At 54.4% G+C, this 25,472-nt stretch carries 22 protein-coding genes; 11 read left to right on the plus strand and 11 right to left on the minus strand.

Features of this window, described 5'->3' with window-relative positions; translation table 11 throughout:
• Positions 1-25 precede the first annotated feature (25 nt).
• Positions 26-577 carry a gamma-glutamylcyclotransferase gene (locus DHN43_RS14075; protein WP_108819002.1) on the plus strand — a complete coding sequence of 184 codons (552 nt, stop codon included), beginning with the start codon at positions 26-28 and terminating at the stop codon, positions 575-577.
• A 37-nt stretch (positions 578-614) separates the two neighbouring features.
• Here DHN43_RS14075 and DHN43_RS14080 read toward each other — a convergent pair whose 3' ends face one another.
• Genes DHN43_RS14080 through tsaA form a run of 5 tightly spaced genes read right to left on the minus strand, consistent with a single transcriptional unit; the run spans position 615 to position 6,078 of the window.
• Positions 615-2,114, minus strand: coding sequence for an ABC transporter ATP-binding protein (locus DHN43_RS14080; protein ID WP_108819003.1), 1,500 nt, complete (start codon positions 2,112-2,114; stop codon positions 615-617).
• The gene (locus DHN43_RS14085; protein WP_244306743.1) at positions 2,101-2,985 is read right to left on the minus strand and encodes an ABC transporter permease; all 885 of its coding nucleotides are present in this window, start codon (positions 2,983-2,985) and stop codon (positions 2,101-2,103) included. The genes DHN43_RS14080 and DHN43_RS14085 overlap by 14 nt, the downstream gene beginning before the upstream one ends.
• Complete coding sequence (locus DHN43_RS14090) at positions 2,951-4,009, minus strand: ABC transporter permease (RefSeq protein ID WP_244306746.1); 1,059 nt, start codon at positions 4,007-4,009, stop codon at positions 2,951-2,953. Before DHN43_RS14090 ends, DHN43_RS14085 begins: the two co-directional genes overlap by 35 nt.
• Positions 4,002-5,564, minus strand: coding sequence for an ABC transporter substrate-binding protein (locus tag DHN43_RS14095; RefSeq protein WP_108819005.1), 1,563 nt, complete (start codon positions 5,562-5,564; stop codon positions 4,002-4,004). Before DHN43_RS14095 ends, DHN43_RS14090 begins: the two co-directional genes overlap by 8 nt.
• A 55-nt stretch (positions 5,565-5,619) precedes the next feature.
• Entirely contained in the window at positions 5,620-6,078 is a 459-nt protein-coding gene (gene tsaA, locus DHN43_RS14100; protein WP_108819006.1) for a tRNA (N6-threonylcarbamoyladenosine(37)-N6)-methyltransferase TrmO, read from the minus strand.
• Between the two features lie 263 nt (positions 6,079-6,341).
• Here tsaA and DHN43_RS14105 point away from each other — a divergent pair, with 263 nt between their 5' ends.
• From DHN43_RS14105 to DHN43_RS14115, 3 genes are all read left to right on the plus strand, one after another.
• The gene (locus tag DHN43_RS14105) at positions 6,342-7,793 is read left to right on the plus strand and encodes an SLC13 family permease (RefSeq protein ID WP_108819007.1); all 1,452 of its coding nucleotides are present in this window, start codon (positions 6,342-6,344) and stop codon (positions 7,791-7,793) included.
• Positions 7,794-7,906: 113 nt separating this feature from the next.
• Entirely contained in the window at positions 7,907-9,172 is a 1,266-nt protein-coding gene (locus tag DHN43_RS14110; protein ID WP_108819008.1) for a vanadium-dependent haloperoxidase, read from the plus strand.
• A 142-nt stretch (positions 9,173-9,314) separates the two neighbouring features.
• On the plus strand, positions 9,315-9,845 hold the full coding sequence (locus DHN43_RS14115; RefSeq protein ID WP_063288017.1) for a DUF2938 domain-containing protein: 531 nt from the start codon (positions 9,315-9,317) through the stop codon (positions 9,843-9,845).
• Positions 9,846-9,925: 80 nt separating this feature from the next.
• Here the strand turns inward: DHN43_RS14115 and DHN43_RS14120 are convergent, their stop codons facing one another.
• Positions 9,926-10,525, minus strand: coding sequence for a flavoprotein (locus DHN43_RS14120; RefSeq protein WP_108819009.1), 600 nt, complete (start codon positions 10,523-10,525; stop codon positions 9,926-9,928).
• Between the two features lie 326 nt (positions 10,526-10,851).
• Between DHN43_RS14120 and DHN43_RS14125 the strand changes: the two genes are divergently transcribed.
• On the plus strand, positions 10,852-11,865 hold the full coding sequence (locus DHN43_RS14125) for an NAD-dependent epimerase/dehydratase family protein (RefSeq protein ID WP_208995412.1): 1,014 nt from the start codon (positions 10,852-10,854) through the stop codon (positions 11,863-11,865).
• Between the two features lie 7 nt (positions 11,866-11,872).
• Here DHN43_RS14125 and DHN43_RS14130 read toward each other — a convergent pair whose 3' ends face one another.
• Positions 11,873-12,901 (minus strand): LacI family DNA-binding transcriptional regulator, encoded by a 1,029-nt coding sequence (locus DHN43_RS14130; RefSeq protein ID WP_057461514.1) that lies wholly within the window; start codon positions 12,899-12,901, stop codon positions 11,873-11,875.
• Positions 12,902-13,053: 152 nt separating this feature from the next.
• Between DHN43_RS14130 and DHN43_RS14135 the strand changes: the two genes are divergently transcribed.
• From DHN43_RS14135 to DHN43_RS14150, 4 genes are read left to right on the plus strand one after another with little or no spacing between them, the layout of a single operon-like run.
• Complete coding sequence (locus DHN43_RS14135) at positions 13,054-14,079, plus strand: ABC transporter substrate-binding protein (protein WP_063288015.1); 1,026 nt, start codon at positions 13,054-13,056, stop codon at positions 14,077-14,079.
• 58 nt (positions 14,080-14,137) lie between these two features.
• Positions 14,138-16,348, plus strand: a complete 2,211-nt coding sequence (locus DHN43_RS14140; protein WP_193757744.1) for an ABC transporter permease — start codon at positions 14,138-14,140, stop codon at positions 16,346-16,348.
• A complete protein-coding gene (locus DHN43_RS14145) occupies positions 16,345-17,406 on the plus strand; it encodes an ABC transporter ATP-binding protein (protein ID WP_063302714.1) in 1,062 nt (353 codons plus the stop codon). Before DHN43_RS14140 ends, DHN43_RS14145 begins: the two co-directional genes overlap by 4 nt.
• The gene (locus DHN43_RS14150; RefSeq protein WP_108819010.1) at positions 17,403-18,224 is read left to right on the plus strand and encodes an inositol monophosphatase family protein; all 822 of its coding nucleotides are present in this window, start codon (positions 17,403-17,405) and stop codon (positions 18,222-18,224) included. The genes DHN43_RS14145 and DHN43_RS14150 overlap by 4 nt, the downstream gene beginning before the upstream one ends.
• A gap of 76 nt (positions 18,225-18,300) precedes the next feature.
• On the opposite strand, the gene DHN43_RS14155 is transcribed toward DHN43_RS14150, so the two are convergent.
• From DHN43_RS14155 to DHN43_RS14165, 3 genes are all read right to left on the minus strand, one after another.
• A complete protein-coding gene (locus DHN43_RS14155) occupies positions 18,301-20,058 on the minus strand; it encodes a TRAP transporter permease (protein ID WP_108819011.1) in 1,758 nt (585 codons plus the stop codon).
• A 71-nt stretch (positions 20,059-20,129) separates the two neighbouring features.
• Positions 20,130-21,083: a TAXI family TRAP transporter solute-binding subunit gene (locus DHN43_RS14160; protein WP_108819012.1), complete on the minus strand. Its 954-nt coding sequence runs from the start codon at positions 21,081-21,083 to the stop codon at positions 20,130-20,132.
• 218 nt (positions 21,084-21,301) lie between these two features.
• Positions 21,302-22,000, minus strand: a complete 699-nt coding sequence (locus DHN43_RS14165; RefSeq protein WP_108819013.1) for a helix-turn-helix transcriptional regulator — start codon at positions 21,998-22,000, stop codon at positions 21,302-21,304.
• Between the two features lie 113 nt (positions 22,001-22,113).
• Here DHN43_RS14165 and DHN43_RS14170 point away from each other — a divergent pair, with 113 nt between their 5' ends.
• The gene (locus tag DHN43_RS14170) at positions 22,114-22,482 is read left to right on the plus strand and encodes a VOC family protein (RefSeq protein WP_057461521.1); all 369 of its coding nucleotides are present in this window, start codon (positions 22,114-22,116) and stop codon (positions 22,480-22,482) included.
• A 174-nt stretch (positions 22,483-22,656) separates the two neighbouring features.
• Positions 22,657-24,141, plus strand: a complete 1,485-nt coding sequence (locus tag DHN43_RS14175) for a metallophosphoesterase family protein (RefSeq protein ID WP_108819014.1) — start codon at positions 22,657-22,659, stop codon at positions 24,139-24,141.
• Between the two features lie 64 nt (positions 24,142-24,205).
• Here DHN43_RS14175 and DHN43_RS14180 read toward each other — a convergent pair whose 3' ends face one another.
• Complete coding sequence (locus DHN43_RS14180) at positions 24,206-25,471, minus strand: amidase family protein (protein ID WP_208995413.1); 1,266 nt, start codon at positions 25,469-25,471, stop codon at positions 24,206-24,208.
• Between the last annotated feature and the right edge of the window lies 1 nt (position 25,472).

Consider the following 25,472-nt stretch of genomic DNA (forward strand, 5'->3'; position numbering starts at 1 on the left):
ATGTTCTCCTGAAAAGGGAAAAGAAATGAAAGATATTCTCTGGGTCTTTGGCTACGGCTCACTCATCTGGCACCCCGGCTTTGAACCTGTTGAGCAAGTGCCCGCCCGTCTTGATGGCTGGAAACGCCGGTTCTGCCTGTGCTCGCTGCGCTATCGCGGCACATTTGAAAAACACGGCCTGGTTCTGGCGCTGGATGCAGCACCCGATGCTTATTGCAGCGGTGTGGCTTTGGGTATTCCTCGCGATGGACAGGAGAAGGTGCTGGAAGACCTGCGCAAACGAGAGCTGTTCAATCCGGCGTATAGAGAAATCATCACCACGCTTAAACTACAGGATGGCCGCGAAGTTGAGGCCCTGACCTATGTGGTCAACCGCGAGCATGAGCAATACGGTCAGTTCAATGCCGAAGAACAAGCGCAGATCATCGCGACCGCTGCAGGTGAGCGAGGCCCGAACTGCGACTACCTCTGGAACACCGCAGACCACCTGACCGAACTCGGCATCGCAGATCCAGATCTGGACTGGCTTTCGGACCGCGTGCGTTCAATTCGGTCGAGTGCAGCAGCCCCAGCCTAAACAAACCAGCACGTTGCCAAAACGTGCTGGCTCTTTTTCAACTGGCAGCATTTGTTTGCGGGGCTTGGCTGCAAATGAGTTCGCCCTGCTCCAAATGACAGACCTTGTCTGCCAGCGAGCGGGCGGCGGCGTGATCGTGGGTGAAAAGCACAAGAGCCATCTTCTTGTTGCGCATCACACTGCGCAGAATTTCCAGCACCTGACTGCGGGCCTGCATGTCCAGCGCTGAGGTGGGCTCATCAGCCACCAGACACTGAGGCCGGGTCGCCAACGCCCGTGCAATCACCAATCGTTGCGCTTCACCGCCGGAGAGCTTTCTGGTTTTGCGGCGCAGGAAGTCTGAATCCGTCGGCAAGCCAACCCGCTCCAGCAACCGCGTGAGCTCAGACTGGTCCCCGCCAGACAGCATCAGCGCTTCTTTCAGGACCTCATAGACCGTAAAATGACAGGCCATAGCGCGGTGCGGGTGCTGCGGTATCAATGCCACTACGGACTTGGCGCGCCCTTCCTCATTTTGCCAATAAACAAAGCCGTCCTGCACAGTTTCATAACCGCTCAACAACCGCGCAAGCGTGGTTTTGCCGCTCCCACTTCCCCCCAAAATCGCAAGGCACCGGCCTGCTGGCACAAACGCTGAAATGTTGGAGAGCAAGGCTCTTCCATCAAAGCTGTGATGCAGTTTATCAAGGGTCAATCCATGACCACTACGTGCCTCCAACTCCGGATACCCCCCTTCTCCACTCGCCAGGATCGGGGCTGAGTTATGCGCGTTTCGCCTCAGTTTCAGCAATTGCTGGGTGTAGATGCTGCGCGGTCTGTCGAGCACCTCTTCAGCTGTCCCGATCTCAGTCAATCTGCCTTTGCGCAGCACAGCCACATGGCTTGCCAGACGACGTGCCAGTTCAATGTCGTGCGTGATCAGCATCTGGCAGCGGTCCTCACTCCCGGCCTGAAACGAGCGAATGGCGATTTCCCGATTGAAACTGTCCAGCGCGGCAGTCGGTTCGTCCATGATCAGAAATTCAGGAGAGTTTGCCAGAGCAAGAACGGTCAGAACACGCTGAATTTCGCCGCCGCTCAGAGCTGAGGGATAACGATGTAAAAGACGCTCCGGAATATTCCCTCTGGCACATTCCTCAAGCGCATCCCGCTCATAAAGCCCATGTGCCTGCAGCATCTCCTGCACATGTTGCAGGACGGTCAAATGAGGGTTCAATGCATCCGACAGCGCTTGCACGATCAGGCCTGCAGAACATCCCCGCATGCCTTGCAATTGCGCGCGTGACGAACGCAGGACATTCATGTCTCCCAGCCAGGCCTCTCCATTCCAGCTGAAATGACTGGAGGCCAATGGCTGTTCATCTTCTGCCAGCCTGCGCCCTTGAATGAGACCCATAAGAGAGCGGGCGAGGCTCGTCTTGCCACCGCCGGGTTCTCCGATGACCGCCAGAGTTTGCCCTTTGTGGATCTCAAAAGAGACATCCTCAAGCAAAGACTGGCGACCATAGTAAAGATTAAGCTGCTCAACGCGGATCATGGTGTTCCTTTCCGCTGAGGCTGCCGTTTGACATGTAGCCTTCACCAATAATCAAGATGCCGACGAGAAACAGAGAAAGCGCACCCGCTGGCGGAAGCAGGAGCCAGAGCCATGCATCCGTATAAAGATAGTCCATTGAATCCTGTATCATACTGCCCCAGGTCAGCAGCCTTGGATCAGTCAGCCCCAAAAACCCGAAACCAGCTGTTTTGAGGGCTGCCTGCCGTACATTTTGCAAAAACAAACCGACAATTGCGGGCCAGATCGCGGGCAGGATGTGGTGGCGCAGACAGTATCTACGACTGGCCCCCATACGCCGCGCAAAATGCACATTCTCGCGGGTCAGCTCCCGCAGCAAAATCGGCAGAGCAACACGCACATCCTCATGCCAGCCAGTCAGCGACAGAAGCACCACAAGCCCAAGGAAACCGGGCTGTATCCAGGCCGCCAGCAGCAGCAATAACAGGATGGACGGGATCACCTGCAGCACGTCCACCAATCGCAAGACCGCGCTGCGTATGCGTGGTCCGCCAAATGCAGCCAGACTGGATGCAGCCAAAGCCAGTACCAGCGCCGCAGTGGCTGTGATGAGTGCGAGAAACACCGTGATTGGAGCTGCTCTTACAAGACCGACAAAAACATCCTGCCCAATCCCATTGGTGCCAAGCCAGTGCGCCATACTCGGGGCCTGCAAAACATCCGGGCTGGTTTTGTAATGAGGCAAACTTTCTGACAGCGCAAAGCCTGCCATAACCAGCACAGCCGAGGCAGCAATCGCTCCCCGTGAAATGAAACCAGCACTTTGTGTGATAGGTGACCAATAACCAAGCATGAGATCACCCTCTACGCGCCAGGCTTGTAGCGACAGCATCAATGACCCAGTTCAGCAGCAGAACCAAACCAGCCATAACGATAACCGCACCCTGCAACAAAACGTAGTCACGATCCAAAATAGCGTTATAAATCAAGTGCCCTGTTCCGGGATAAGAGAAGACAATCTCAACGAACAGGACAGCACCAAACAAGCCAGTCAGCGCATCGCTCATTCGTGCCAGAAAAACCGGAAACAGGCTTCTCCCGTAATAAGCCGTGCGCAGGCGCCAGCCTTTGATGCCACGCCCGCAGGCATTGAGAATGAAAGGCCGCTGAGACAGCGTGATCGCCTCTCCCCGTGCCAGAAAATAGAACCGGGAGATTTCGTGCAAGGACAGTGCCAGCACGGGCAACACTGCGTGACGGGCGATATCAAAATCCCGCTGTATCGGATTGCTGCTGGGAAACAAAGGCTCAGATCCACCGGAGGGCAACACGGGCCACACAATGCCAAAAGCAAGCAGCAACAGCACGGCAGAGGTGAATGGCGGAATGCTGGCGACAACTGTCACGGCGCCAGTCGCAATCCTGTCAAAGAAAGCCCCAGGCGCCTTGCCAGCTTCAATGCCACCAGCAGCCCCTGCCAGAAGAAAAATCGGTGCAGCGCAGGTGATCAGAAGCAAGGTCCATGGAATAGATGCTTTGAGCAGTTCCGAGACAGGGGCAGCATGCGGAACCGAGTATCCCAGATCGCCTCTGATAAGATCCCAAAGGTAAACGCCAAGCTGCTGCGGCCAATCCCCCGCCAGGCCGAACTGGGCGCGGAGTTCAGCACTCTCCGCACCAGTGAGGTTGCGCGAAAGGTCAGAGGCAAGAAACACCTCAACAGGATCCCCTGGAAGCATTCGCGGTAAAAAGAACACCAGCAAAACCAGCAGGGCAAACACCAAAAGGCGGATGCCAAGGCCAGACAGCATGTTTAAAATAATCGGAGGTACCACAAGAACGGCCTGTCTGTTGTTGGTTGTCTTATGCCAGCCACCCGAAGGCAGCTGACAATGGGTGTCCAGCTGATCAATCAACCAGATAGGATTTATGGAGTGCTGAAGGGACGCCGATCGCCACACCGCCGGGCATAAACTGAAGGGATGAAAGCTTATCGTTGTAAGCCGTCACCATGTGAGGATTTGCGATGGCATAGGCTGGTAGTTCCTCAGAATAAGCCTTCTGAAATTCACCCAGAATTTTCTGCCTCTCCGTCTTATTGGTTGCAACAGACTGAGCAATCACCAGCGACTGCAGATGCTCACCCTGATAGCCATCGCTAGCCCATTTACGCCCAAAGACACGGCGCATGATTCCATTCGGATCGCCAAGAGTACCGGAGGCATAAAGGGCCAGATCATAATTGCCCTCAGACAGAGTGTCCTGAAGCGCGGCACGCTCTAAAATGCGAACCTCCAGCTCTATGCCAAAGGTCTCCAGTTGTTCTGCAAGGACTTTCGCTGTTTTGCTTTCGCGCCTGCTGGCAAGAAGGCGTAAAACAACCCGCTCTCCATCACGATACCACTGCCCATCTTCTCCTCGGTCCCACCCTTTGGAGAGCAGCAGATCAGTGGCCCGCTGAGGATTAAATAAGTACTCAGGATGCTTGTCTTGAGAATGCCAGGGCGACTCCTCCTGAATGAACCCGGTATCTGCAACATCCGCCGTTTTTTGGAAAACAGTTTCGATAATGGCAGGTCGGTCAATCGCATAGGCAATCGCGTGGCGAAGCGCTTTATCGTTGAAGCGTCCGTTATGGTTGTATCCAAGGCGCAGGGAATGGTGGCTAAACGCCTTGGCAACGTTCATGCCTATCGCTTCGGCCTGTTCCAAACGGTCCGGAGGCAGATAGGAAATCACGTCAATCTCCCCAGCATGAGCCGCCCGCAACGCCGCATCTGTCGCCATTTTCACAATCGCAATACGCTTGAATTTCGGCTTGCCCAGATAATAGTCTGCATTGCCTTCCAGCACATAGCGCCCTTGTGCCTTGCTGTACTCAACAAGGCGGTAAGGCCCACTGCCAATAACAGCATCCGGTTCTGCAAAACGTTGAGGTTCAACCACATCCTGATAAACGTGTTTTGGCAGGACTGGCATGGAAAGCAGGAGCCCGTTCAGCAATCCTGCATCTGGCTTTTTGAGAAAGATCTTGAGGTGATCAGGAGAGATAACCTCGGCTTCTCTCACATTCTCGACGGAAACAAAGACGTACGGATGTTCCTTCATGTAGCTGAAAGTGAAAGCAGCATCCGCCGCTGTAACCTGCTGCCCATCATGCCAGGACGCTCGCAAATCCAAATACAGATCACAGGTCAAGCCATCCTTGGAAACAGTCCAGCGCCGCGCCAGTGCCGGAACCAGCTCACCGTCTTTCGACTGGCTCAACAGGCTATCAAAAACGTATGTGGTGTAGAGGTAACCAATGCCGTTTCTGCCATGAACATAAGGCGCCAACATCCCGCGGTCTCCGCGGGCATCGGTTATAACAAGCTGGTTTATGGGACCAGAAATCCCCGCAGCTATTGTCAGCAGCAGAGCCGCGACAGCTGCAATTACAACGCGCACAAGGGGTTGGTGAAAGATGTGCATGTCTCAGACTTTCTGAGCGGGACGCACGGCAACATGCGCATCCTCAGGTTCCGGATCATGGCTGCCACGCAATTTGCGCAGTTGGCTGGTGGTCTTCTATAGGGACATAGGGTTTGATATCCAGAATTGGCGTGCCATCGATGCAATCCAATCCACTCACTGTCAAAACGTTGCCGTCCCGTTTAATTAATTCAACCGAGCTCAAACCAATCGGGTTCGGGCGGTTGGGTGAACGGCTGGCAAAAACACCACGTGTTGCTTCCTCTCCACGGGCGCGCCGAACAAGCGCGGTTCCGTCAGAGTGGTGCAGCCAGTACATCACCCAAAGATGAGAGGCCATCGTGATGTTCAAAAGCGCATCCGCATAAGGAGAGGCAATTTCCAGTTGGCTCTGGGCAGGGTTGCGACGACTGGATTTCGGGCATTCGCGCGTTTCTGAGAAGCCTGAGCGCACAAAGCCAATCGGGTTCATGATGATGCCTGAAGACACCGTGGTTTCCTGCTGATTATTCATTTATGAAGCCGTAATAGGTTGCAAAATTAAACACTTAACGTCTCCAAAGCCAAAGCCTACCTTAACAACAGATCGATACTTGGAGACGATATCCGAGTAAATTCGATTTATCAGATAGGCTACCTCAGCTTTCCTGAGGGCGCATTGATAAGCATATTCGAAAATGCTGAGGCTATGCCTCTGATAAATCGATTGGATTATTGGCAAGCGCAAAAATCATAGTTCTGGCACCTCATTTTTCAAAATCAGAATCACAGGTCGCTATGACAGATCACACCCAGCACGACACAGCTCCGGCCTCCGGGCTCAGTCCCACGCCCGAAAAAATAAAATCCTCGTTTAACACCAAACAGACCTGGCAGTTTCTTGGTGTTACAGTTGCCGCCACAATCGCGGGCCTTCTGGCTTCCGCTTATCTGCCTGCTGGCATGGCCGTTGCTGCGGTCCTGTCCGTTGGTTGCCTCGGTTTGTGGGCAACAGGTGTGGTGCCGGAATACTGGACCGCGCTCGCCTTCTTCTTCGTTGCCATCGTGATAGGCATTGCCCCGCCGGACGTGGTGTTTTCCGGGTTCCAGACGTCAACCTTCTGGCTGCTGTTTGCAGGCCTGGTGCTTGGCGCCTCCATCAAGCACACCAAGCTGGACAAACGAGCTGCCGTTTTGTTGATGCGTTTGCCGCTCAACAGCTATGCGGGACTGGTCTCCAGCATTGTTGCCTTCAGTGTGGCGCTGGCATTTGTGGTGCCGTCTTCCATTGGCCGCATCATGATTTTGCTGCCGGTGATCTCCGCCCTTGCTGCACAGATCGGTTTCAAGCCCGGCTCCAACGGGCGCACAGGTATGCTGTGTGCGGCGGCCTTTGCGACCTTCGCTCCGGCATTCACCATTTTGCCTGCCAACGCCCCCAACATGATCCTCGCGGGGATGAGCGAGAGTCTCTATGACCTCAGTATTTCCTATTGGGATTACTTGCGTCTGAACTTCCCGGTTCTGGGCATCCTGAAATCACTCATCCTTATCGGTCTGACACTGGTGCTGTTCCCAGACAAGCTTCCGCAGGACGCGCATGAGACCACTGAGGAAGTACCACCCGTTAGTGCTCCTGAACGGCGCCTGATGATCATTCTGGCCCTGTGCCTCATCTTCTGGCTGACGGACAGCCTGCATCCGATTGGTCCGGCATGGGTTGGTCTTGCTGCGGCTCTCGCCTGCTTCTGGCCCAATGCCAAACTGACTTCCAAAACCTGCATCAATCAGGATCTGAGCTATGGCTCTCTGATGTTCGTCGCGGGCATCATGGGGCTGGGAGCGGTTATCTCAGTTGCCGGACTGGGTGAGGCTTTGGTTCAGGCTGTTGGCGGCAAAGCCGGTTTTGCCGAGGACACACCAATCTGGAACCTGTCCGTCCTCACTGGCCTGTCGACACTGGTTGCCATGGCAACAAACCTGCCGGGTGTGCCTGCGGTGATGACACCGGTTGCCGGAGATCTGGCAGATGCCACTGGCCTGCCCTTGCAGACTGTTTTGATGACGCAGGTTATGGCGTTTTCCAATGTGTTTCTGCCGTTTCAGGCGCCGCCACTGGTCGCCGCCATTCAGGTTGGAAACCTGCCACCAAAGGCCGTGATCAAACTGTGTCTGACGCTGTTTGCGATCAGCCTGTTCCTGCTTGTCCCAATCGACATGATGTGGTGGTACCTGCTCGGATTTCTTTGAGCACCTTCAGGCGGGCCCACACAAATACTGAGGCCCGCCTTCCATTCTTTCGATTTGTGCAAAGCGAATTTCCATTCCTAGCTATAGCCGTTTTCAAATTGCGAGGTTTTAGTATGACGACCCGATTTACTTGGTTGAAGACAATTGCTTACAGCGGCGCTCTGGCGCTCGTGATTACTGGTGGAGCCGCCAAAGCAGAATTGGCTGCTGACTGGCAAGACACCGCCATGGGCCTTTTCAACGCTGAAAAATGGCCCGGAGCCAAACGCCAGCGCGCCCTGACAATATTGCATACTGCAATGTTCGACGCCGCGAACGCAGTTGAAGGTACCTACGCCCCTTACGCGTACACTGGCTCAACCAATCCGGATGCATCTGCGCAAGCAGCCGTTAATCAGGCCGCCCTGCACGTTCTGTCAGTCTTGATGCCAGAGCGTAAAGCGGAGTTGGAAATTGCTGCAAAGGAACGCCTTGCAAACCTGAAGAGCCCACAGTCTGGCATTGCCCTGGGTCAAGCCGTTGCAGAGCAAATTCTGGCAGCACGCGCATCAGACAACGCTAACTTCTCAGTAAATTACACACCGGGTCCAGCAGAAGCGGGTGTGTATCAGCCAACGTCTAAACGCCAGATGGTTGCGCCGAAAATTCGTGAGATGAAGCCATTTGTTCTGTCCTCTGCGACCCACTTCCGCGTGCCGCCACCTCCGGCACTGGAGAGCATGCAGTATCAGCGTGGTCTGAGTGAAGTCGTAAAGTTGGGCGGCAAGGAAACGCAGACTAATGAGGACAACGTCTTCATCGCCAAGCTTCATGCTGGCTCCGGCTCCGGTGCCTGGAACCAGATCGCTCGCAAAAGCAGCGCGTCCTGTGATCTGTCCATGCTGGAAGAAGCCCGCACGCTCGCGCTTCTCAACATTGCCCTGACAGACGCATTGGTTGCTGGTTTCAACGCAAAATATGAGTACGCGTTGTGGCGTCCGCAAACAGCAATGGAAGCTCTGGGCAAGACTTATAAGCACCCAACCCTCAAGGCCGATATGGAGTGGAGCTCTCTGGTGCCAGCACCAATGCATCCTGAATATCCATGTCAGCATTGCACCAGCGGCAGCGCGGCTCAGGAAGTCATGGAATCCGTCTTCGGCGACGGCAAAATGACCTTTACCTTCAATGGCAAGGGCGGTCTTTCCAAAGATTATGTCAGCTTCCAGCAGTTTGCTGAGGAAGAGTCAGAATCCCGCGTTCTTGGCGGCGTTCACTACCGCCGTTCCAACGCTGTTGGCGACATGTTGGGCTACCAGATCGGCTCTTACATAGCAGAGACCTCTTTGCAGCCTCTGAAGCAAATCAGCGACATCAAGAAATGTGCAGGCAGCCGCTAGGTCAGCTCCTCCTGACTTAGCTTGCACTTGCAGGCCGCACTCCAATCCCCTCGCGGCCTGCTTTTTTTATCACCCCAGAAAAGGGAGCACTTGCAAGCGCCACTTCCGGCAAAGCACCCGCAGATCTAAAGGAACAGGTACTATGGAAAATCGAACTGGTTTAGCACTCCGCATTCTCTTTGTTGGCATTGGCGCAACGCTCTTCATGGATATCTGGGCCATCGCAGCAGATAGCCTCTTTGGCATTCCCCAGAGCAACTTCTCAGTGGTTGGCCGCTGGCTGGGGCACATGCTGGACGGACAATTCACGCACGAAAGCATCCGCCGCGCTGCACCTATCGCAGGAGAAGCAGCCATTGGCTGGACGGTGCATTATCTGGTCGGGATCATCTTCGTTGCAGCCTTCGTCATGATTTTTGGAAACCGTCAGCTGCAAAAACCATCCCTGATCCTTGCGATCTTGTTTGGTGTTGTGATGATCGTGTTCCCATTCTTTGTCATGCAGCCATCTCTTGGCGCTGGCGTGATGGCCTCTAACAGGCCAAACCCGGACTTCGCACGTCTGAAAAGCCTCATGACGCACTTCTCATTTGGCCTGGGCATGTATGTCGCGCTTTGGGTTCAGACCAAGGTCTTCAAACCAATTGAAGCACCGGTTTCCTCCGCATCCTGATTGTTTCAGGATCACGAGAAAGCCCGCCGTTCTTTTGAGCGGCGGGCTTTTTGTCGGTCGGGAAAGCTGCTTAAATTAGCTCAGCTCAGCTCAAGCTCTCTGCGAACCTGATATTGAGGCAGATTCTTCTTGATCTGCTCCACCACCACCTCAGGGTCTGGCAAGGACTGGTGACCATGGATCTTGCCCATATGCGGGTCAAAATTCTCACGCCAAACCGGATCACAAACCTCGTAACCATCCTCGCGGATCTGCGCCACATTGCGTCTGACGGAGGCTTTCTTCCACATGGGTCCGCCCATCACCGGAAAGAAGAGCACCGGAAACTCAGCAGCAAGAATGACGGTGGTCAGTCGATTGAGTGAAGATCCATTGGCAACACCAGACAGTGTATTCGCCGTTGCTGGCATCACAGCGAGAATATCGTGCTCGGCTGCGATACGTCCCGGTTTGTCGGTAGACCAGTCCTTCGGGTCATCTCCGCAGATCACCCGGTCCACGAACAGCGCGATGCTGTCCATGTTCACAAAGTTGATGGCATTGGGTGTGAACATGGCGGTGAGAGTGCAATCAATCGAATTCTTGATCTCTCGCAGATAGTTGGGCAGCAGAGTCGCATCCAGAGATGCGCTCGCCCCAATCAGAATGCGGGCTTTGTCGGGAGTGTCATTGGTGACCATGGAAAAATCCTCTCTGTAAAATCCATTTCAAGATGATGGAGGTGCCGCGCGATTAGCGCCTTTGGATGAGTGACGGAACCCTAGGGGAGGTTGTTGACTGCACCTTGGCCCGCTCATCGCGCGGTGTCTTTTTCTGGTCGCCAGATGACCTCAAATCATGCCCCACATTCCAATTGTTTCTTTGAAATGCTCTCCTCAGGTTTGCTGAGGACGACCTCTCAGATTTGCTGAGGGCCTGCCTCAGAACTTCCGATGTGCAATGAGAATGTACTGCTGGCATGGTTCCATTCAGATGAGCCATCAGGCTGCTGGAACTGGAGGGATTGATGAGGGGTACTGAAATCAAAACCATTTGCGTTGCAGGAGCCAGCGGGCTGGCAGGGGCTTACATGGTCAAAGAAGCCCTCGCCCGCGGCTATCGCGTCAACGGCACCATGCGCGACATTTCCCAGCTTGATAAAGTCAGTGGCCTGATGCGTTTGCCCGGCGCGGCGGAACGACTGCACCTGTTTTCAGCAGATACATCCAACTCTGAAAGGTTCGATGCGCCAATGACACAAGCGAAGGCTGTGTTCATCGCCTGCATTCCAACAACCAAACACGGCGTAGACGGAACGCCCGCTGCGGAGTTGGATCGTGAGCGCGGCTTGAAAGAGATCATTCAACCTGCAGAACAAGCCTGCCTGAACATTCTGAAAGCTGCACATCGGCAAGGCGTTAAAACAGCAGTGCTCTGTTCCAGCACAGCCTCTGCAGAACCAGCCACCCCCTCCTTTGAAAAACAGGAGGACAAGGACACTTCAGATGCCGAGATGCAGATTCAGCAGAGAAAATATGCGCAGGCACAAAAGACTGTAATGGAAGCAGCGGCAGAGGAGTTCTCCGAGCAACATGGCATGAAGCTTTGCACTTTCTTGCCAAGTATGATGGTCGGCGCCCCTCTCCTGCCTTCGCATTTGAAAGGCCACGTTCTCAGCTTCCTTGCCAAGTTGCGGCACGGCAAAACGGGTTGGCACAACACGGTTCCAGCAGGCTCCATGTCTCTCACCTCCCCGCAGGATCTTGCAAGGATGTCATTGGCCGCTTTAGAGCAGTCAGAGGCCTCCGGACGCTACTTTGCTGTGAGCGGCAGTTGGACTTGGCGCCGGATCTACCAGGAGATTGCCGAGTACGTGCCGCTAGAAGCGCTCCCAACCCCACTTGGCAAAGATCCGGAACCACCAACGCGCTTTGACTTCAGCAAGCGCGACAGCCTTGGTGTTCCCATACGAGGCATTCAGGAGATGTTTGCAGAGTTTTATGAGGCCTATGAGCAGGTCAGGCTCGTTCCTCAAGCCTGATACTTTGCTACTTCATCGGCACACGTGCTTTTTGCACGCTGTTACGCCACACAAACTTGGCGGGCAGCTTCACCGTTTCACTGGACGGCTGCTCTGTGGTGCACCATTCAAGGCATTTGTCGATGATCTGATCCGTTGGCTGCGCAAAGGTGGTCAGGTCATACCCTTCCCATTCTGCCTGCTGAATATTGTCAAACCCAATCACTGAAAGATCATCTGGTGTACGCAAGCCAAATCGCTGACGCGCAGCATCAATGACACCGCACGCAATCAGGTCTGTGGTACAGAAGATGCCATCCGGACGGTCTTCACGATCAAGCAGTGCCGTTCCCAGCTCCAGACCTGCCTGATAGGATGTGAAACCATCCACCTCACACAGAACATCAACCCCGGCGTCTTCAGCGGCGGCAAGGAAACCCTTCTGTCGTTCCACAATGCTCCAGGTCGCATTTGCAGAGTTTGCAAGGGCGATTCGCTTACATCCTGCACGCAAAAGAGCCTTCAGCGCGGTCTTGCCAGCAGCCCGGTTATCCGGCCCGATTTGTAGAGAACCCGGGAAATCTTCCTCACGATTGATCAAAACCAGCTTCATGCCATTGCTAAAACATGTGTCGGCTAAGGAAGGATCGGGCGCACCGGACAATATAATCGCGGCTTCTGTGCGAAAACTGATGGCCTGCAGCAGTGCATCCTTCACACGCTCCTCATATCCACTGGTGTTGATAAGCATTGTTACCTTACCAGCAGCCTGTAGCCTTTCAGAGAGTTCAGCGATCATCGCAGCGCGGTGCGGCGTATCAATCTCAGCAGCGACAAGCGCCACGATACCACTTTCAGAGCGGTTGAGACTGCTTGCGAGGCGGTTGACGCGGTACCCTAGTATTTCTGCGGATTTCAATACTTTAGCGCGCGTCGCGTCAGAAACACTGGCCCCCGGAGTAAAGGTTCTGGAGACAGAAACACGGGACACGCCAGCGTGGCGCGCTACGTCCTCAGCCCTGACCTGCTGCTTTCTTGAAGACACTTTTTCCGACATCAAATTTCGCTGATTATTGTACACGTTTGCATCTCCATATCAGGAAATATCCAGAAAATAAATTAGTCTTTCTTGGAATAAAGTTGACATTGCAAAAATTTAGCCGACTATATTATGTACACGTGTACACAACGTGTTTGGGAGGAGTAAACATGAAATCCATTAGGACAGCTTTGTTGGGTGCAACCCTCATTGTGGGTGCTGGTGCAAGCGCGGCGTCTGCAGATGAACTCAATGTCATCTGCTCCGCTGACAACGCTCTGTGCGAAAAGCTCGCAGCAAAGTTTGAAGAAAAGTCGGGTGCTGACGTCAGCATGATCCGTCTTTCTTCAGGCGAAGCTTATGCAAAGATCCGTGCAGAAGCTCGCAACCCGCAGACGGACGTATGGTGGGGTGGAACCGGAGATCCGCATCTGCAGGCAGCAAACGATCAGCTCTCTGTCGCTTACAAATCGCCAATGCTGGAAGAACTTCTGCCATGGGCTGTTGCTCAGGCTGAAACCTCCGGCTACCGCACAGTAGGCGTGTACTCTGGCGCACTAGGCTGGGGCTACAACAAAGAGATCCTCGCGGAAAAGGGCATCGAAGGCCCTAAATGCTGGTCTGACCTGCTAAATCCTGCGTTGAAGGGCGAAATCTCTATTGCAGATCCAAACTCTTCAGGCACCGCATACACCGCACTTGCTACTCTCGTTCAGTTGATGGGTGAAGAAGAAGCCTTCGAATACCTGTTGGCTATGGGCAAGAACGTATCGCAGTACACCAAGTCCGGTTCCGCTCCTGTTAAGGCAGCGGCCCGCGGTGAAGCAGGTCTCGGTATCGTGTTTATGCACGATGCAGTGAAACAGGCTGAAGCAGGCTTCCCAATCGAGGTTGTCGCTCCATGTGAAGGCACCGGTTACGAAATCGGTTCAATGTCTCTCATTGACGGTGCGCCAAACCCAGACACTGCAAAAGTGTTCTACGATTGGGTGCTAACCCCAGAAGCACAGAACCTGATGGCGGAAACTGGTTCCTACCAGATTCCATCCAACAAGGGTTCTACCCAGCCAGAAGCTGCTCCTAAGCTCGAGAACGTACGTCTCATCGACTACGATTTCGCGGAATACGGAAGCAGTGACCGCCGCAGAAACCTGCTGGCACGCTGGGACATGGAAGTTGGCGCTGCTGCAAACTGATTGAGATCGGGGCGAGTTAACGCTCGCCCCGTTTCCCCAAAAAATCTGGTTTTTCCAAATGACAAATGAAAATCGTCGGCTGGACCTCGCACTTATATGCGGCGTCCTTGGGTTGTTTATATTGCCTTGGTTCCACATTCGCAGCGGCTTTTTTGGCGGCGAATGGGTCTTGGATCTACTGAGCAAAGAGCGTTATTGGCCGGGCTTTTTCCAGCTCTTCCTTGGAAAGCTGCAACTGCTCCCCGTGTTTGCTCTTGTTGGTGCTGCCGGATATCTGCGCCTGAAATCTGCGCCGGGCCACCGTGGCAAACTGATTGCCATCATCGGTGCTCTTGGCCTGTTCTGGATGGTGCTGGAAGGCCTTTCCATTGGCCTGCGTGGCTGGAACTGGAGCCTGCTGGAAGCAACATTTGGCCGTATCGATGGTCAACCTGCGTTTGGCGCCGGTGCCGTGTTGCTCGCACTTACCTTCACCACCTTCATTTCATTTGGCCTGGCTGAAAAGGGCGCTCTCAAAGGCGACGCGATTGTCCTCACCGCCGTCTCGCTTTTGATCCTGCTTGTAGCGACCTTTGTATTCTACCCAATTCTGTCCATGTTCGCTGGCGCGTTTCAGGATTTCCGTGGCAACTTCACCACTGAAGGTGTCATGCGGAACATCACCGATCCGCAAATCTGGAAGCTGAACTGTCTGGTTGGCGGAAGTTGCGGCATTGCATGGCGCACCATGTTCCTCGCGATTGCAACAGCGGCAGGCTCCACCCTCCTGGGCCTTGCGTTTGCGCTGATCGTAACCCGCACGCAGATGCCATTCCGCAAAAGCCTGCGCACCTTGAGCATCCTGCCAATCATCACGCCTCCCTTCGTGATTGGTCTTTCTCTGACCCTGATGCTGGGCCGTACAGGCTTTGTCACCGAGGCCATTGAAGCTGCAACAGGTCTTGAGCTGGGCCGCTGGATCTACGGTCTTCCGGGGATCTGGATTGCACAGATGCTCAGCTTCACACCAATCTCCTTCCTCGTGTTGGTTGGCGTTGTTGAAGGCATCAGCCCATCGCTGGAAGAAGCAAGTCAGACCATGCGTTCTGGCCGCTGGAGAACCTTCCGTAAAGTGTCATTGCCTTTGATGGCGCCGGGTCTGGCAAACGCCTTTCTGATCGGCTTCATCGAGTCCATGGCTGACTTCGGCAACCCGATGGTTCTGGGTGGCAACGGCGGCGTGCTCTCGACAGAGATCTTCTTCGCGGTTGTTGGTGCACAGAGTGATCCATCCCGTGCAGCCGTTCTGGCGATGATCCTTCTCGGCTTCACACTCTCTGCCTTCTTTGCGCAGCGGATGTGGCTTGGTAAGCGGAACTTCGCGACTGTAACCGGTAAGGGTGATGGTGGCCGCTACTCAAAACTGCCACGGCGTATTGCAATCCCGGTCGGCACCATTGTTGCTCTCTGGAGCTTGTTCACCGTTGCTGTGTACGGCCTGATCCTGTTCGGTGGCTTCGTGAAAGTCTGGGGTCTGGACCACAGTGTCACGCTGGCGCACTACATCACCGCGTTCTCCATCTCGTTTGAGAATGGGTTTGCCTTTACCGGCGTTGCATGGAACAGCTTCTGGACCACAATGTGGATCGCTCTAGCCGCAGCCCCATTGACTGCTGCAGTTGGCATCCTGTCCGCATGGCTCATCGTTCGTCAGGACTTCCCGGGCAAATCCGCCTTTGAGTTCGGCCTGATGATGAGCTTCGCAATTCCGGGCACCGTGATCGGTATCAGCTACATTCTGGCGTTCAACCTGCCACCATTGCAGATGACGGGGACCGCTCTGATCCTGATCTTCTGCTTCGTGTTCCGCAACATGCCAGTGGGTGTGCGCGGCGGCGTGGCGGCGATGTCTCAGCTGGATAAGAATCTGGATGAAGCTTCCCTGACACTGGGTGCAAACAGCGCGCGTACACTGAAAAAAGTGATCCTGCCGCTGCTGCGTCCAGCCATTCAGGCGGCACTGGTCTACAGCTTCGTGCGTGCGATCACATCCATCTCAGCGGTCATCTTCCTTGTGAGCGCGAAATACAACATGGCGACGGCCTATGTGGTCGGTCTGGTTGAGAACGGCGAATACGGCGTGGCGATTGCCTACAGCTCCGTTCTCATCTTCGTGATGGTCACCATCATTCTCATCTTCCAGCTGCTGGTTGGTGAAAGAAAACTCCGTCGTCCGGAAAACACTCAAAAATCTCCTGCTCAGGGTAAACTGAAGGAAGTCGCAGCATGACACATTCCAAATTTGGTCAGGTCCGCTTCGAAAATGTCGGCAAAAACTACGGCGACTTTACTGCAATCCCGAACCTCAATCTTACGATCGAGCCGGGTCAGCTGGTTACCCTGCTGGGGCCATCCGGGTGTGGCAAGACAACAACCCTGCGTATGATCGCAGGGTTGGAGACCCCAACATCTGGCCGCATCATGATTGGGGGAGATGACGTTACCCGTCTGCCACCGAACGAGCGTGACGTGTCCATGGTGTTCCAGTCTTATGCCCTGTTCCCGCACATGAGCGTGCTTGAGAACGTGAAATACGGCTTGGAATCCAGTGGTTTCAAAGATGCGGAAGATCTGGCTCTGAAAGGTCTCGACCTTGTCGGCCTGCGCGAAAAAGCACCGCGTCTTCCCTCCGAGCTGTCCGGTGGTCAGCAGCAGCGTGTGGCTGTCGCCCGTGCACTGGTTCTGGAGCCGCAGGTTCTACTGCTTGATGAGCCCCTCTCCAACCTGGACGCCCGCCTGCGTCGTCTGGTGCGTACTGAAATCCGTGAAATCCAGCAGCGTCTTGATTTCACTGCAGTTTACGTCACCCACGACCAGGAAGAAGCGCTTGCAGTTTCTGACCGCATTGTTGTGATGCGTGACGGCCTCATTGAGCAGGATGGCACGCCCTATGAGCTTTATGAGAGCCCGGCTTCCGAGTTCATCGCGGACTTCATCGGCGAAGCAAACATCCTCGACTGTGACATCAGCGACGTAAATGCAGAGACCGCAAACGTTCAAATTGGCGGCAAAGGCTTTGACCTGCGCAGCCGTAACCACAGCATTGGCAAGGGCAAACTGGCCGCTCGTGCCAACTCCATCAAGCTCAGCAGAGAGGTCAATGGCGGTCCAACCGGCAAGATCAAATCTGCGGCTTATCTGGGTGATCACTTCCAGTACGAAGTGATGAGCGACCTTGGTCTGCTGTTCGTTATCGACAACCACACAGACGAATTGCTGGAAAACGGCACCTCCGTTGGCATCGACTTTGATGCACGCGGTCTTGCACTGATTGGCGGTAAAAAATGACCCCTGAAACAGTTCTGGACCAAGCAGCCGAGTTGGAGCAACGCTTCAACGCTGCCCAAAAGATGGCTGATGAAGCGGCAGCGCTTGCCCTTGAGCACTTCGCCAATCGCGATGATCTGAACATCGACACAAAACGGCATCCGCAGGATGTCGTTTCTGAAGCTGACAAAGCTGTGGAGCAGAAAATCCGCAGCCTGATCGCCATGCACTTCCCTGAGGATGCATTACTTGGTGAGGAATTTGGCTTTGTGGAAGGGACGACCGGTTACACCTGGGTCATTGACCCAATTGACGGAACTGCCCCGTTTCTCAATGGGTTACCGGGGTGGTGCGTGTGCATTGCCGTAACCGACAAAGACGGTGCTGCCATCGGTATCATTGATGTTCCGGTCCTCAAAGAACGCTTTGCTGCCCTGCGCGGTAAAGGCACCACACTCAACGGTTCCCCAGTTCGGGTGACCGAACGATTTAACCTGCAGACCGGCATGCTTGGCGTTGGCGCGAATGACCGCGTTGCTCCTGCGCAGGTCGGTAAAATGTTCGAAGACCTGATGTCCGCAGGCGTGAGCTACACTCGTTATGGCTCCGGTGCATTGATGTTGGCATGGGTCGCTGCGGGGCGCTTGGTTGGCTACGTTGAGCCGCGCATGTCTGCCTGGGACTGCATGGCTGCATACTGCCTTATCACTGAAGCTGGCGGGAAAATTCTCCCATTTCCGATGGCTGAGAACCCAAGTGCCCCGTATCCTGTTTTGGGCGCTGCTCCGCAGGTGTTCGATGAGGTTCTTGACCTCACAAATCTAACCCAGTTTGCCTAGTCTCCCGAGTAGACAACGGGTTAGATCACACTTGCAGGCGCTGTTCACCCAGAGCAGCGCCTGTTTTTTTATGCACTCAGATGAAGAGCAGAACACCACCGCCCGCGATCAGGCCACCGCGGATAAGTGGTGAGAATGGTGCGATGACACCGTAGGAAATTGCAGAGAGCGCAAGGCCCACCTTCACCGTTGCCAGCAATGACCAGACTGGCGAACTCACAAGCGTGATCAGCGTCGGATTTGCTATCATTCCCAACGGGATAAGGTAAAGGCCAATCCCCAGCGCCATCGCAAACAACGCGACCTTCAACCAGTTCTCATTGACCATGCCCGCAGCAATGAACACCGCTCCGCACACAGGGGGAGTAATGGTGGAGAGCAGCGCGAACCAGAACACGAACAGGTGTGCCTGAAGCGGTTCCAGGCCGATATCAATGAGCGCAGGACCAGCAACAGAAACGCAGATCACATAGGCAGCTGTTGTTGGCACTTCCATGCCTAACACCATGCAAGCCAGAGCTGTCAGCAGCAGTGCAGGCCACAACATGCCCCCGGAGCCGGAGAGGATAAGTGAGGTGATCTTCACCCCAAGACCTGTCACCCCCAAGGTGCCGATGATGATGGACGCACAGAGGATAATCGAGGCGATCATCGCCACCTGCTTGCCGGAGTTCATCAGCGCCTGCTCAAAGCGCCCACCGATTTTCCGCAGGTCTACCTTGAAGTTTTTGTCGATCAGCAGCAGCACAACCGCAGCCATGATCGCCAGACAGGCGGCATACTGAGGGGTATAACCCAGCACAAACATGGCCCAGAGCAGCACCGTGAACGGCACGAGGAAGAACAGCGAGGTGATGATAACCGAGCGGGTATCCGGCTGGTCTTCCGCCGCCAATCCCTTCAGCTCATAGCGCCGGGCAAAGGCATTGATACCCATCCAAACCGCGAAGAAGTACAGAAATGCGGGCAAAATCGCAGCTGCCATGATGCCGGTGTAGGGCACGCCGGTCAGTTCCACCATGACAAAAGCGCCCGCTCCCATCAGCGGCGGCATGATTTGTCCCCCTGAGGAGGCGACAGCTTCCACGGCAGCGGCAAGTGCACGTGGGTAACCCAGTTTGGTCATGGCGGGCAGCGTAATCGCGCCGGTAGACGCTACGTTGGCAGAAGCCGAGCCGGAGATGGAGCCGAACAAAGCCGATGAAATCACTGAGACTTTCGCCGTTCCGCCTTTCAGCTTACCTGCGGCGGCGGCGGCCACATTCATGAAACCAGCGCCTGCTTCTCCGGCATTCAAAAACGCACCGAAGATCACAAAGATCGCGACAACACCAACAGATACTCCCGTCAGCTTGCCCCATAATCCCCCTTCAGCAATGGTCATGGTACCGAGAAAACTTTCCAGCGGAACACCTGCATAGCCGAACTCACCGGGGATATGTTGCCCAAACATGCCATAGGCCAGCGCAATCAACGCCACCAGTGGCAGCGGCCAGCCAATGGCTCGACGCGCCATTTCCAGCACCGTGATCAGCAGGCCAAATGCCAGATAAAGCTGAAAATCATCAATGAGATAGCCGTATTGATCCGACAGGTCCGAGTGGTTCCATGCAATCCAACCAGCCGCAAAAACACCAAAGGCTGTGAGCACATAACCCGTCACCTTCTCAAGGGGATTACGTGCCATCAGGATGAGAGCCCAAGGCAATGCCAGTGCCATATGCAACGGACGACTGACCAGATTGGGAACCAGACCGGAAAAGATCAGACCCAGATGAAACAGCACGGTGGCCAGACCGAGCACCAGCCAGACGGAACGGTGAATTCTATTCAACGAAATAACCCAGAATAAGTAAGGCCCGAAGAATATACTCCGGGCCTGAATTTTTGATAAGATGAATACGCTTAGCGCTGCGCGTCGGTGATTGTGTACCCAACTTCATCATAAAACTTCAGCGCACCCGGATGGATTTTGCCGCTGATGTTGCCGAGCAGATCCTTGTCCACGCCGTTCCACCATGCTGCGTCCTTGCCCATTTTTTCCTTCTGGTCCCAGAAGCTTTTGGTCAGCGCATATGCGGTCGCATCATCCATCTGCGTTGTTGTGTAAGCCACAACCGGCAGAGAAGTTGTTGTGATGTCAGCATCTTGACCAGCATAGGTTCCAGCCGGGATCACCAGTTTGGTGCGCTTGGTCTGGGCGATCTGGTCATCAGAAAGAGACAGAACATCAACACCTGTCCCAGCAGCAGCCTCAATCACGTTTGGCGCCGGGTAGGAACCTGCGGTCACGAAGCCATCAATCTGGCCGTTCTTCAGCGCAGGCACAGCGTTGGAAAGCTCTACATCCGCTAGTTCTACTTCACCTTCAAGGCCAAACAGTTTCAGGTACTTAGCACCTTCACGAGCACCAAAGGAACCTTTACCGATGAGGATTTTCTTACCCTTCATGTCCGCAAAGCTCTCAATGCCGCTGTCTTCACCAACCACAAAGTGCATGGTCAGGGACGGGATTGGGAACAGTGCACGGATTTCACCGAACTTGGGATTTGCCCGTTTTTCGAACATCGCCTTGCCGCCCTTGGCAAGCTTCACCAGTACCGGCGGCGTGGTGAAAACGTAGTTGCCCGGACGCACCGCAGCTTCCATTACGTTTTGAACAGAACCCTGACTTTCTTCAACGGTAACAATGATATCCCCGTTTGAGGCTTCCTTCATTGCTTCCGCAATCTGTACTGCCATCTGATAATAAGAGGATGAGGTTTTTGCTGATTTATAAGTGACGCGGGTTTCCGCCTGAGCGCTAAACGAAAACGCAACAAGAGCTGCAGCAGCCACGCATGAGTGTAATAGTTTCATGGATCATCCTCTGGAACGACAAATACTTAAAATTGCTGAGAGATTTTATCGAGTATGTGAGGTGTTTCAAGTAGGGGGATCAGCTTACCGCTGATCTGAGGCGGAAATTTTCTCATGAATGCATGACAGAACGAACAGCTTGCGCGATTTTGCGTTTTTTACGTGAAATCTGCGTTACTCGCGTTTTGGGTGCGTTCATATGAGTGTTTGTGGTGCAATCATATCAGAAGGCCGTTTTTGTCTAAAGTCTCCTGAAACTCTTCCTTGGGCAACAGCCGGAAATGATCCCCCGTCATCTCCGCGGTCAGAATTCGATCACACCGAAATGTGCGCGGCGCATTTCGCAGATGATCAAATGAGATCACGTACCAGACAGGATAATTTAGCATAAGGTAGTGCGGTTCGATCCGCCGTTCAGAGGATGCACCATCCTCTCGCTTATATCCGATCGTGAGCGTCACCTGATCGATGAAGGCCTGATGCAGTGCCTGCACGACATCTTTGGGCGGGGCATTGATCGTCCGCTGCACATAGGTGGAGGCTGTCGACCCGATCAGGATGCGGGATTTCAGGCGGTTTACCTTATGACGTTTTTCAGGTGAGAACGACGCCACCAGTTGCCGTCTGACCGAACCGAGGCTCGCCAGAAACATGGGCGAATCCATTTGCTCAGAAACAGCGATGCTGATCAGCAAATCGACCGCTTCCGGATACGCCAGATTCATGCGCCCGACACCCCAGTTGCGATCAAGGCGAACACCTCCGCCGCGACCACGATCCGCATCAATGGGCAAGCCCTGCTCGCGCATCAGCTGAAGGTCCCGAGTGATGGTGCGTTCGCTGACATCATGCTGAAGGGCCAGATCTTTGACTGTGCAAAGCTCTTCCTGCTTCAGCTGAACAGCCAGCAGTTCCATCCGTCTTAATCTGCCATTTGAATTTGTGCGCGCCATTAAAAAAATAGGACATTAAATGTCCTATTTGTCAATACAACCGAGGTGACCCGAGTTCAACACATGGAGATCACACGATGAAAATTGGCTATTTCACTGTCGGAACGAACAACAGAGAAGCCTCTGCCAAATTCTATGATTCACTCTTCGCGCAAGGCGGACCGAAGCAAGTTGCGGCCAATGAAAGGCTGACCTACTGGCAAAATGAGAATTTTGCCTTTGCGACGGCTCTGCCCATTGATGGAAAGCCCGCAACACATGGAAATGGTGCAATGGTGGGCTTTGGCGTCGACTCTGTCGATGAGGTCAAGAGGCTCCACAAACTGGCCATCGACCTGGGCGGCACCAATGAGGGTGATCCAAACCAACGAGGCCCGTTCATTTCAGCCTATGTGAGAGATCTCGATCACAACAAACTCATCTTCTTCACAGAGGCTATGAGCTGAGCACCCACCCCACACCTCAGACTGTCTTCATCCCCCAGAAGTGCAGATGAGCTGTGAGAATGCAGGTATTGCAACCTCGATACATAGGTCGCCTAATGCCTGCGGGAATGATGCTCATGTGCAGCGGTTTCAACGTGAGATCGCTGCACCTATCAGCCTCAGTTGGGGGACAATATGAACACGCCAAATGCCGACCTGCAAAACAAAATCAGCCAGATCAGAGAGCAACTGCAACATCTGAAAACGACGGATACAAAGCCGAAAGCCGTCGCAGGGCCCAGCCTGAACCAAGCCTTGCAAGCCAGCGAGCGCATGCTGTTTGGCGAGCTCAACCAAAAGGGCCTTTTGAAATCCGCCCCACCACAAACAGATCTTGAGGGAGGCAATGTCGAGTTCGGTCTGGCCCTTTACTGGATCTTTAACCCACCCGAAGAACACGCGGATGTCCTTGCCGTTGTTAAAGAATTTCTGGAGTGGGAAGCGGGTGGACCGTTGCAGGCACCCCTGCGGGCTGACTACAGCACCATCACGCAGCAAATCGAGCTGGGCACCTATGTCACGTCCGACGGTTCGATTTTGGGCTTCGGTAAATATGAGATGGGTGATGTCGGATGGACGACCTGCCTCGCTTATGTTGCTTACTACAAGCTCTTTCCGAGTAAAAAAGCCCCCTTCAACACCACACCAGCGGGCATCATCGACCTGGCGGCGGGGACTTCTAAAAACGAAATCAGCATTGCAATTCTTGGAGATTGGGGCACCGGTGATTACACCAGCGATGGTGGCCCAGCCATAGCCGTGATGAACGCAATCAGCAAAAGCGCTGCGCTTGATAACCCCGACTACATCATCCATGTGGGAGACGTTTACTACGCTGGCACAGAAGCCAGTCAAGAGAGCGACAACCTCGTGAAGATGTGGCCGGAGGATCGCTTTTCGGATGGCAAAATGGCCGGAACATCCTTCACGCTCAATTCCAACCACGAAATGTATGACGGAGCGAACGGCTATTTTAAGATCGCACTCTCCTCAGCCAGCACCCCGTTCAATGAACAAAAGCAAGCAAGTTTCTTTGCGCTGAAATTTGGCGACTGGATGATGCTGGGCCTCGACAGCGCCTACTACTCGTCCGCCTCAACCCTCTTCATGGACGGCACTCTGGGTGCTAGCAGATCAAGCGTGCAAAGAGACTGGATACAGCAGGTCGTTGGGGACAGAAACGGTAGGGATGTTATTCTCCTGACCCATCATAATCCAATCAGTTTTGATGGCCTGAAAAGAGAACCACTATGGGATGAGGCTGTTGCAGATCTGGGCGGCACTCCAGACTATTGGTACTGGGGTCATGTGCATTTAGGTGTCGCCTACGGTGACCAACTGCCCACCGCGAAAGGCACTGACGGGCGTTTTGCGAAAGTAAGATGTTCCGGCAATGCTGCGATCCCGAATGGAGCTCCCTCTGGTTTGGAGGACAAACCGCACATCGATTACTACTCGCATACTCCCTTGAAAAATAAGGAGCCTCGGGTTCGCAACGGGTTCGCCCTGATTACGCTGAGCCTTGATGGGCAGATTAACGAGAGCTTCTACGAAGTCTCCGATGGCTCGGAAGAACCCGTCGAGGTCTGGAAGTCATCACACCAGAAAACAACGGTATAGAGTTGGCCTCCATGCTCAGGCGAGAAAGTAGTCTGCCTGAGCATGGAGGTTCATAGATTGAGCGCTATCGCAGCACGTGCTCCACGGCTCGCCCTGCTGCCAACACCTGCTCGTCGTGAACCGCAGCCCCACAGATGGAAATGCTGTGTGATGGCTTGCCTGGATCAACCGGCAAGGTGAGCGATGGCATGTTCAGGAAGGCGGTGATCATGGTCAGCCGCAAAGCCTGCGCGTTGGCTTTCTGGAACGCCTCAATGCTTTCCTCTACCTCTGAGATAAGAGGCGGCACATCCGGTACCGTCGGCATCAGGACCAAGTCCCCTTTCAGCTGCGCCTCCACCTCTGACTGAAGCACCGCCCGCTGACGCCTGAGATAAGCCAGTTTCTTCGGCGTCATGGGCAGAGCATGTTCCAGACGGGCTTTGATCTGCGGGTCGATCTGATCTTTGCTCAGGTCCACAAACTGCGAGATCTGCTCCCGCGCTTCCACGCTGACCAGCGTTCCATGCTCAGCAAACAGCAGATGCGCCTTCAAAATTGGCCGCAAATCACGGCGGACGACATGGATGCCAGCGGCAACAAGCGTATCGATGCAATGCTCAAACATCTCCATAATCTCAGCGGAGATACCCAGCCCTTCAAGATCCGGCACCACAAGACGGAATGTCCGTTCCTCTGCATCCTTGTTTTCAGGCAAGGTTTTACCACTCATCACCGCATCAAGCGCGCAGATACCGTCAACCGTTCGCGCCATCGGCCCCAGCACATCAAGGCTCGCCCCAAGCGGCACAACGCCTTCCATGGGATAGCGCCCCATGGTCGCCCGATACCCGCAAATGCCCTGAAAGGCTGCAGGAACCCGTGTAGAACCGGAGGTGTCACTGCCAATCGCCAGATCACAAATGCCGTTGGAAATTGCTGCTGCACTGCCAGAGGACGAGCCGCCCGGAATAAGCGCAGCATCCAACCCGTTGGGCGCATTGCCATAATGGGGGTTGAGTCCGATGCCAGAAAACGCAAACTCGGTCATATTGGCAGGCCCGATGGGAATGCCCCCCGCCTCAATCACCTGCTGCACCACCGCTGCATTTTCAGCTTCAATCTCGGTGGCATAAACAACAGAGCCCGCCGTTGTTGCCCGCCCTTTCAGCGCAATATTCCCTTTGATCGCAACGAGTTGCCCATCAATAGCACTCAGAGATTGCCCGGCCATGCGCCGCGCATCCGCCGCCGCAACCAACTCTTCTACCTGCCTCCGATTGAGCCCAATAAAGATGCCCCGAAGTTCCTCCCCCCCAAGCCTCTCCCAAAGCCCCGCAAGATCACCCATA

The sequence above is a fragment of the Pseudovibrio sp. Alg231-02 genome, from assembly GCF_900143565.1.
Taxonomy (GTDB): domain Bacteria; phylum Pseudomonadota; class Alphaproteobacteria; order Rhizobiales; family Stappiaceae; genus Pseudovibrio.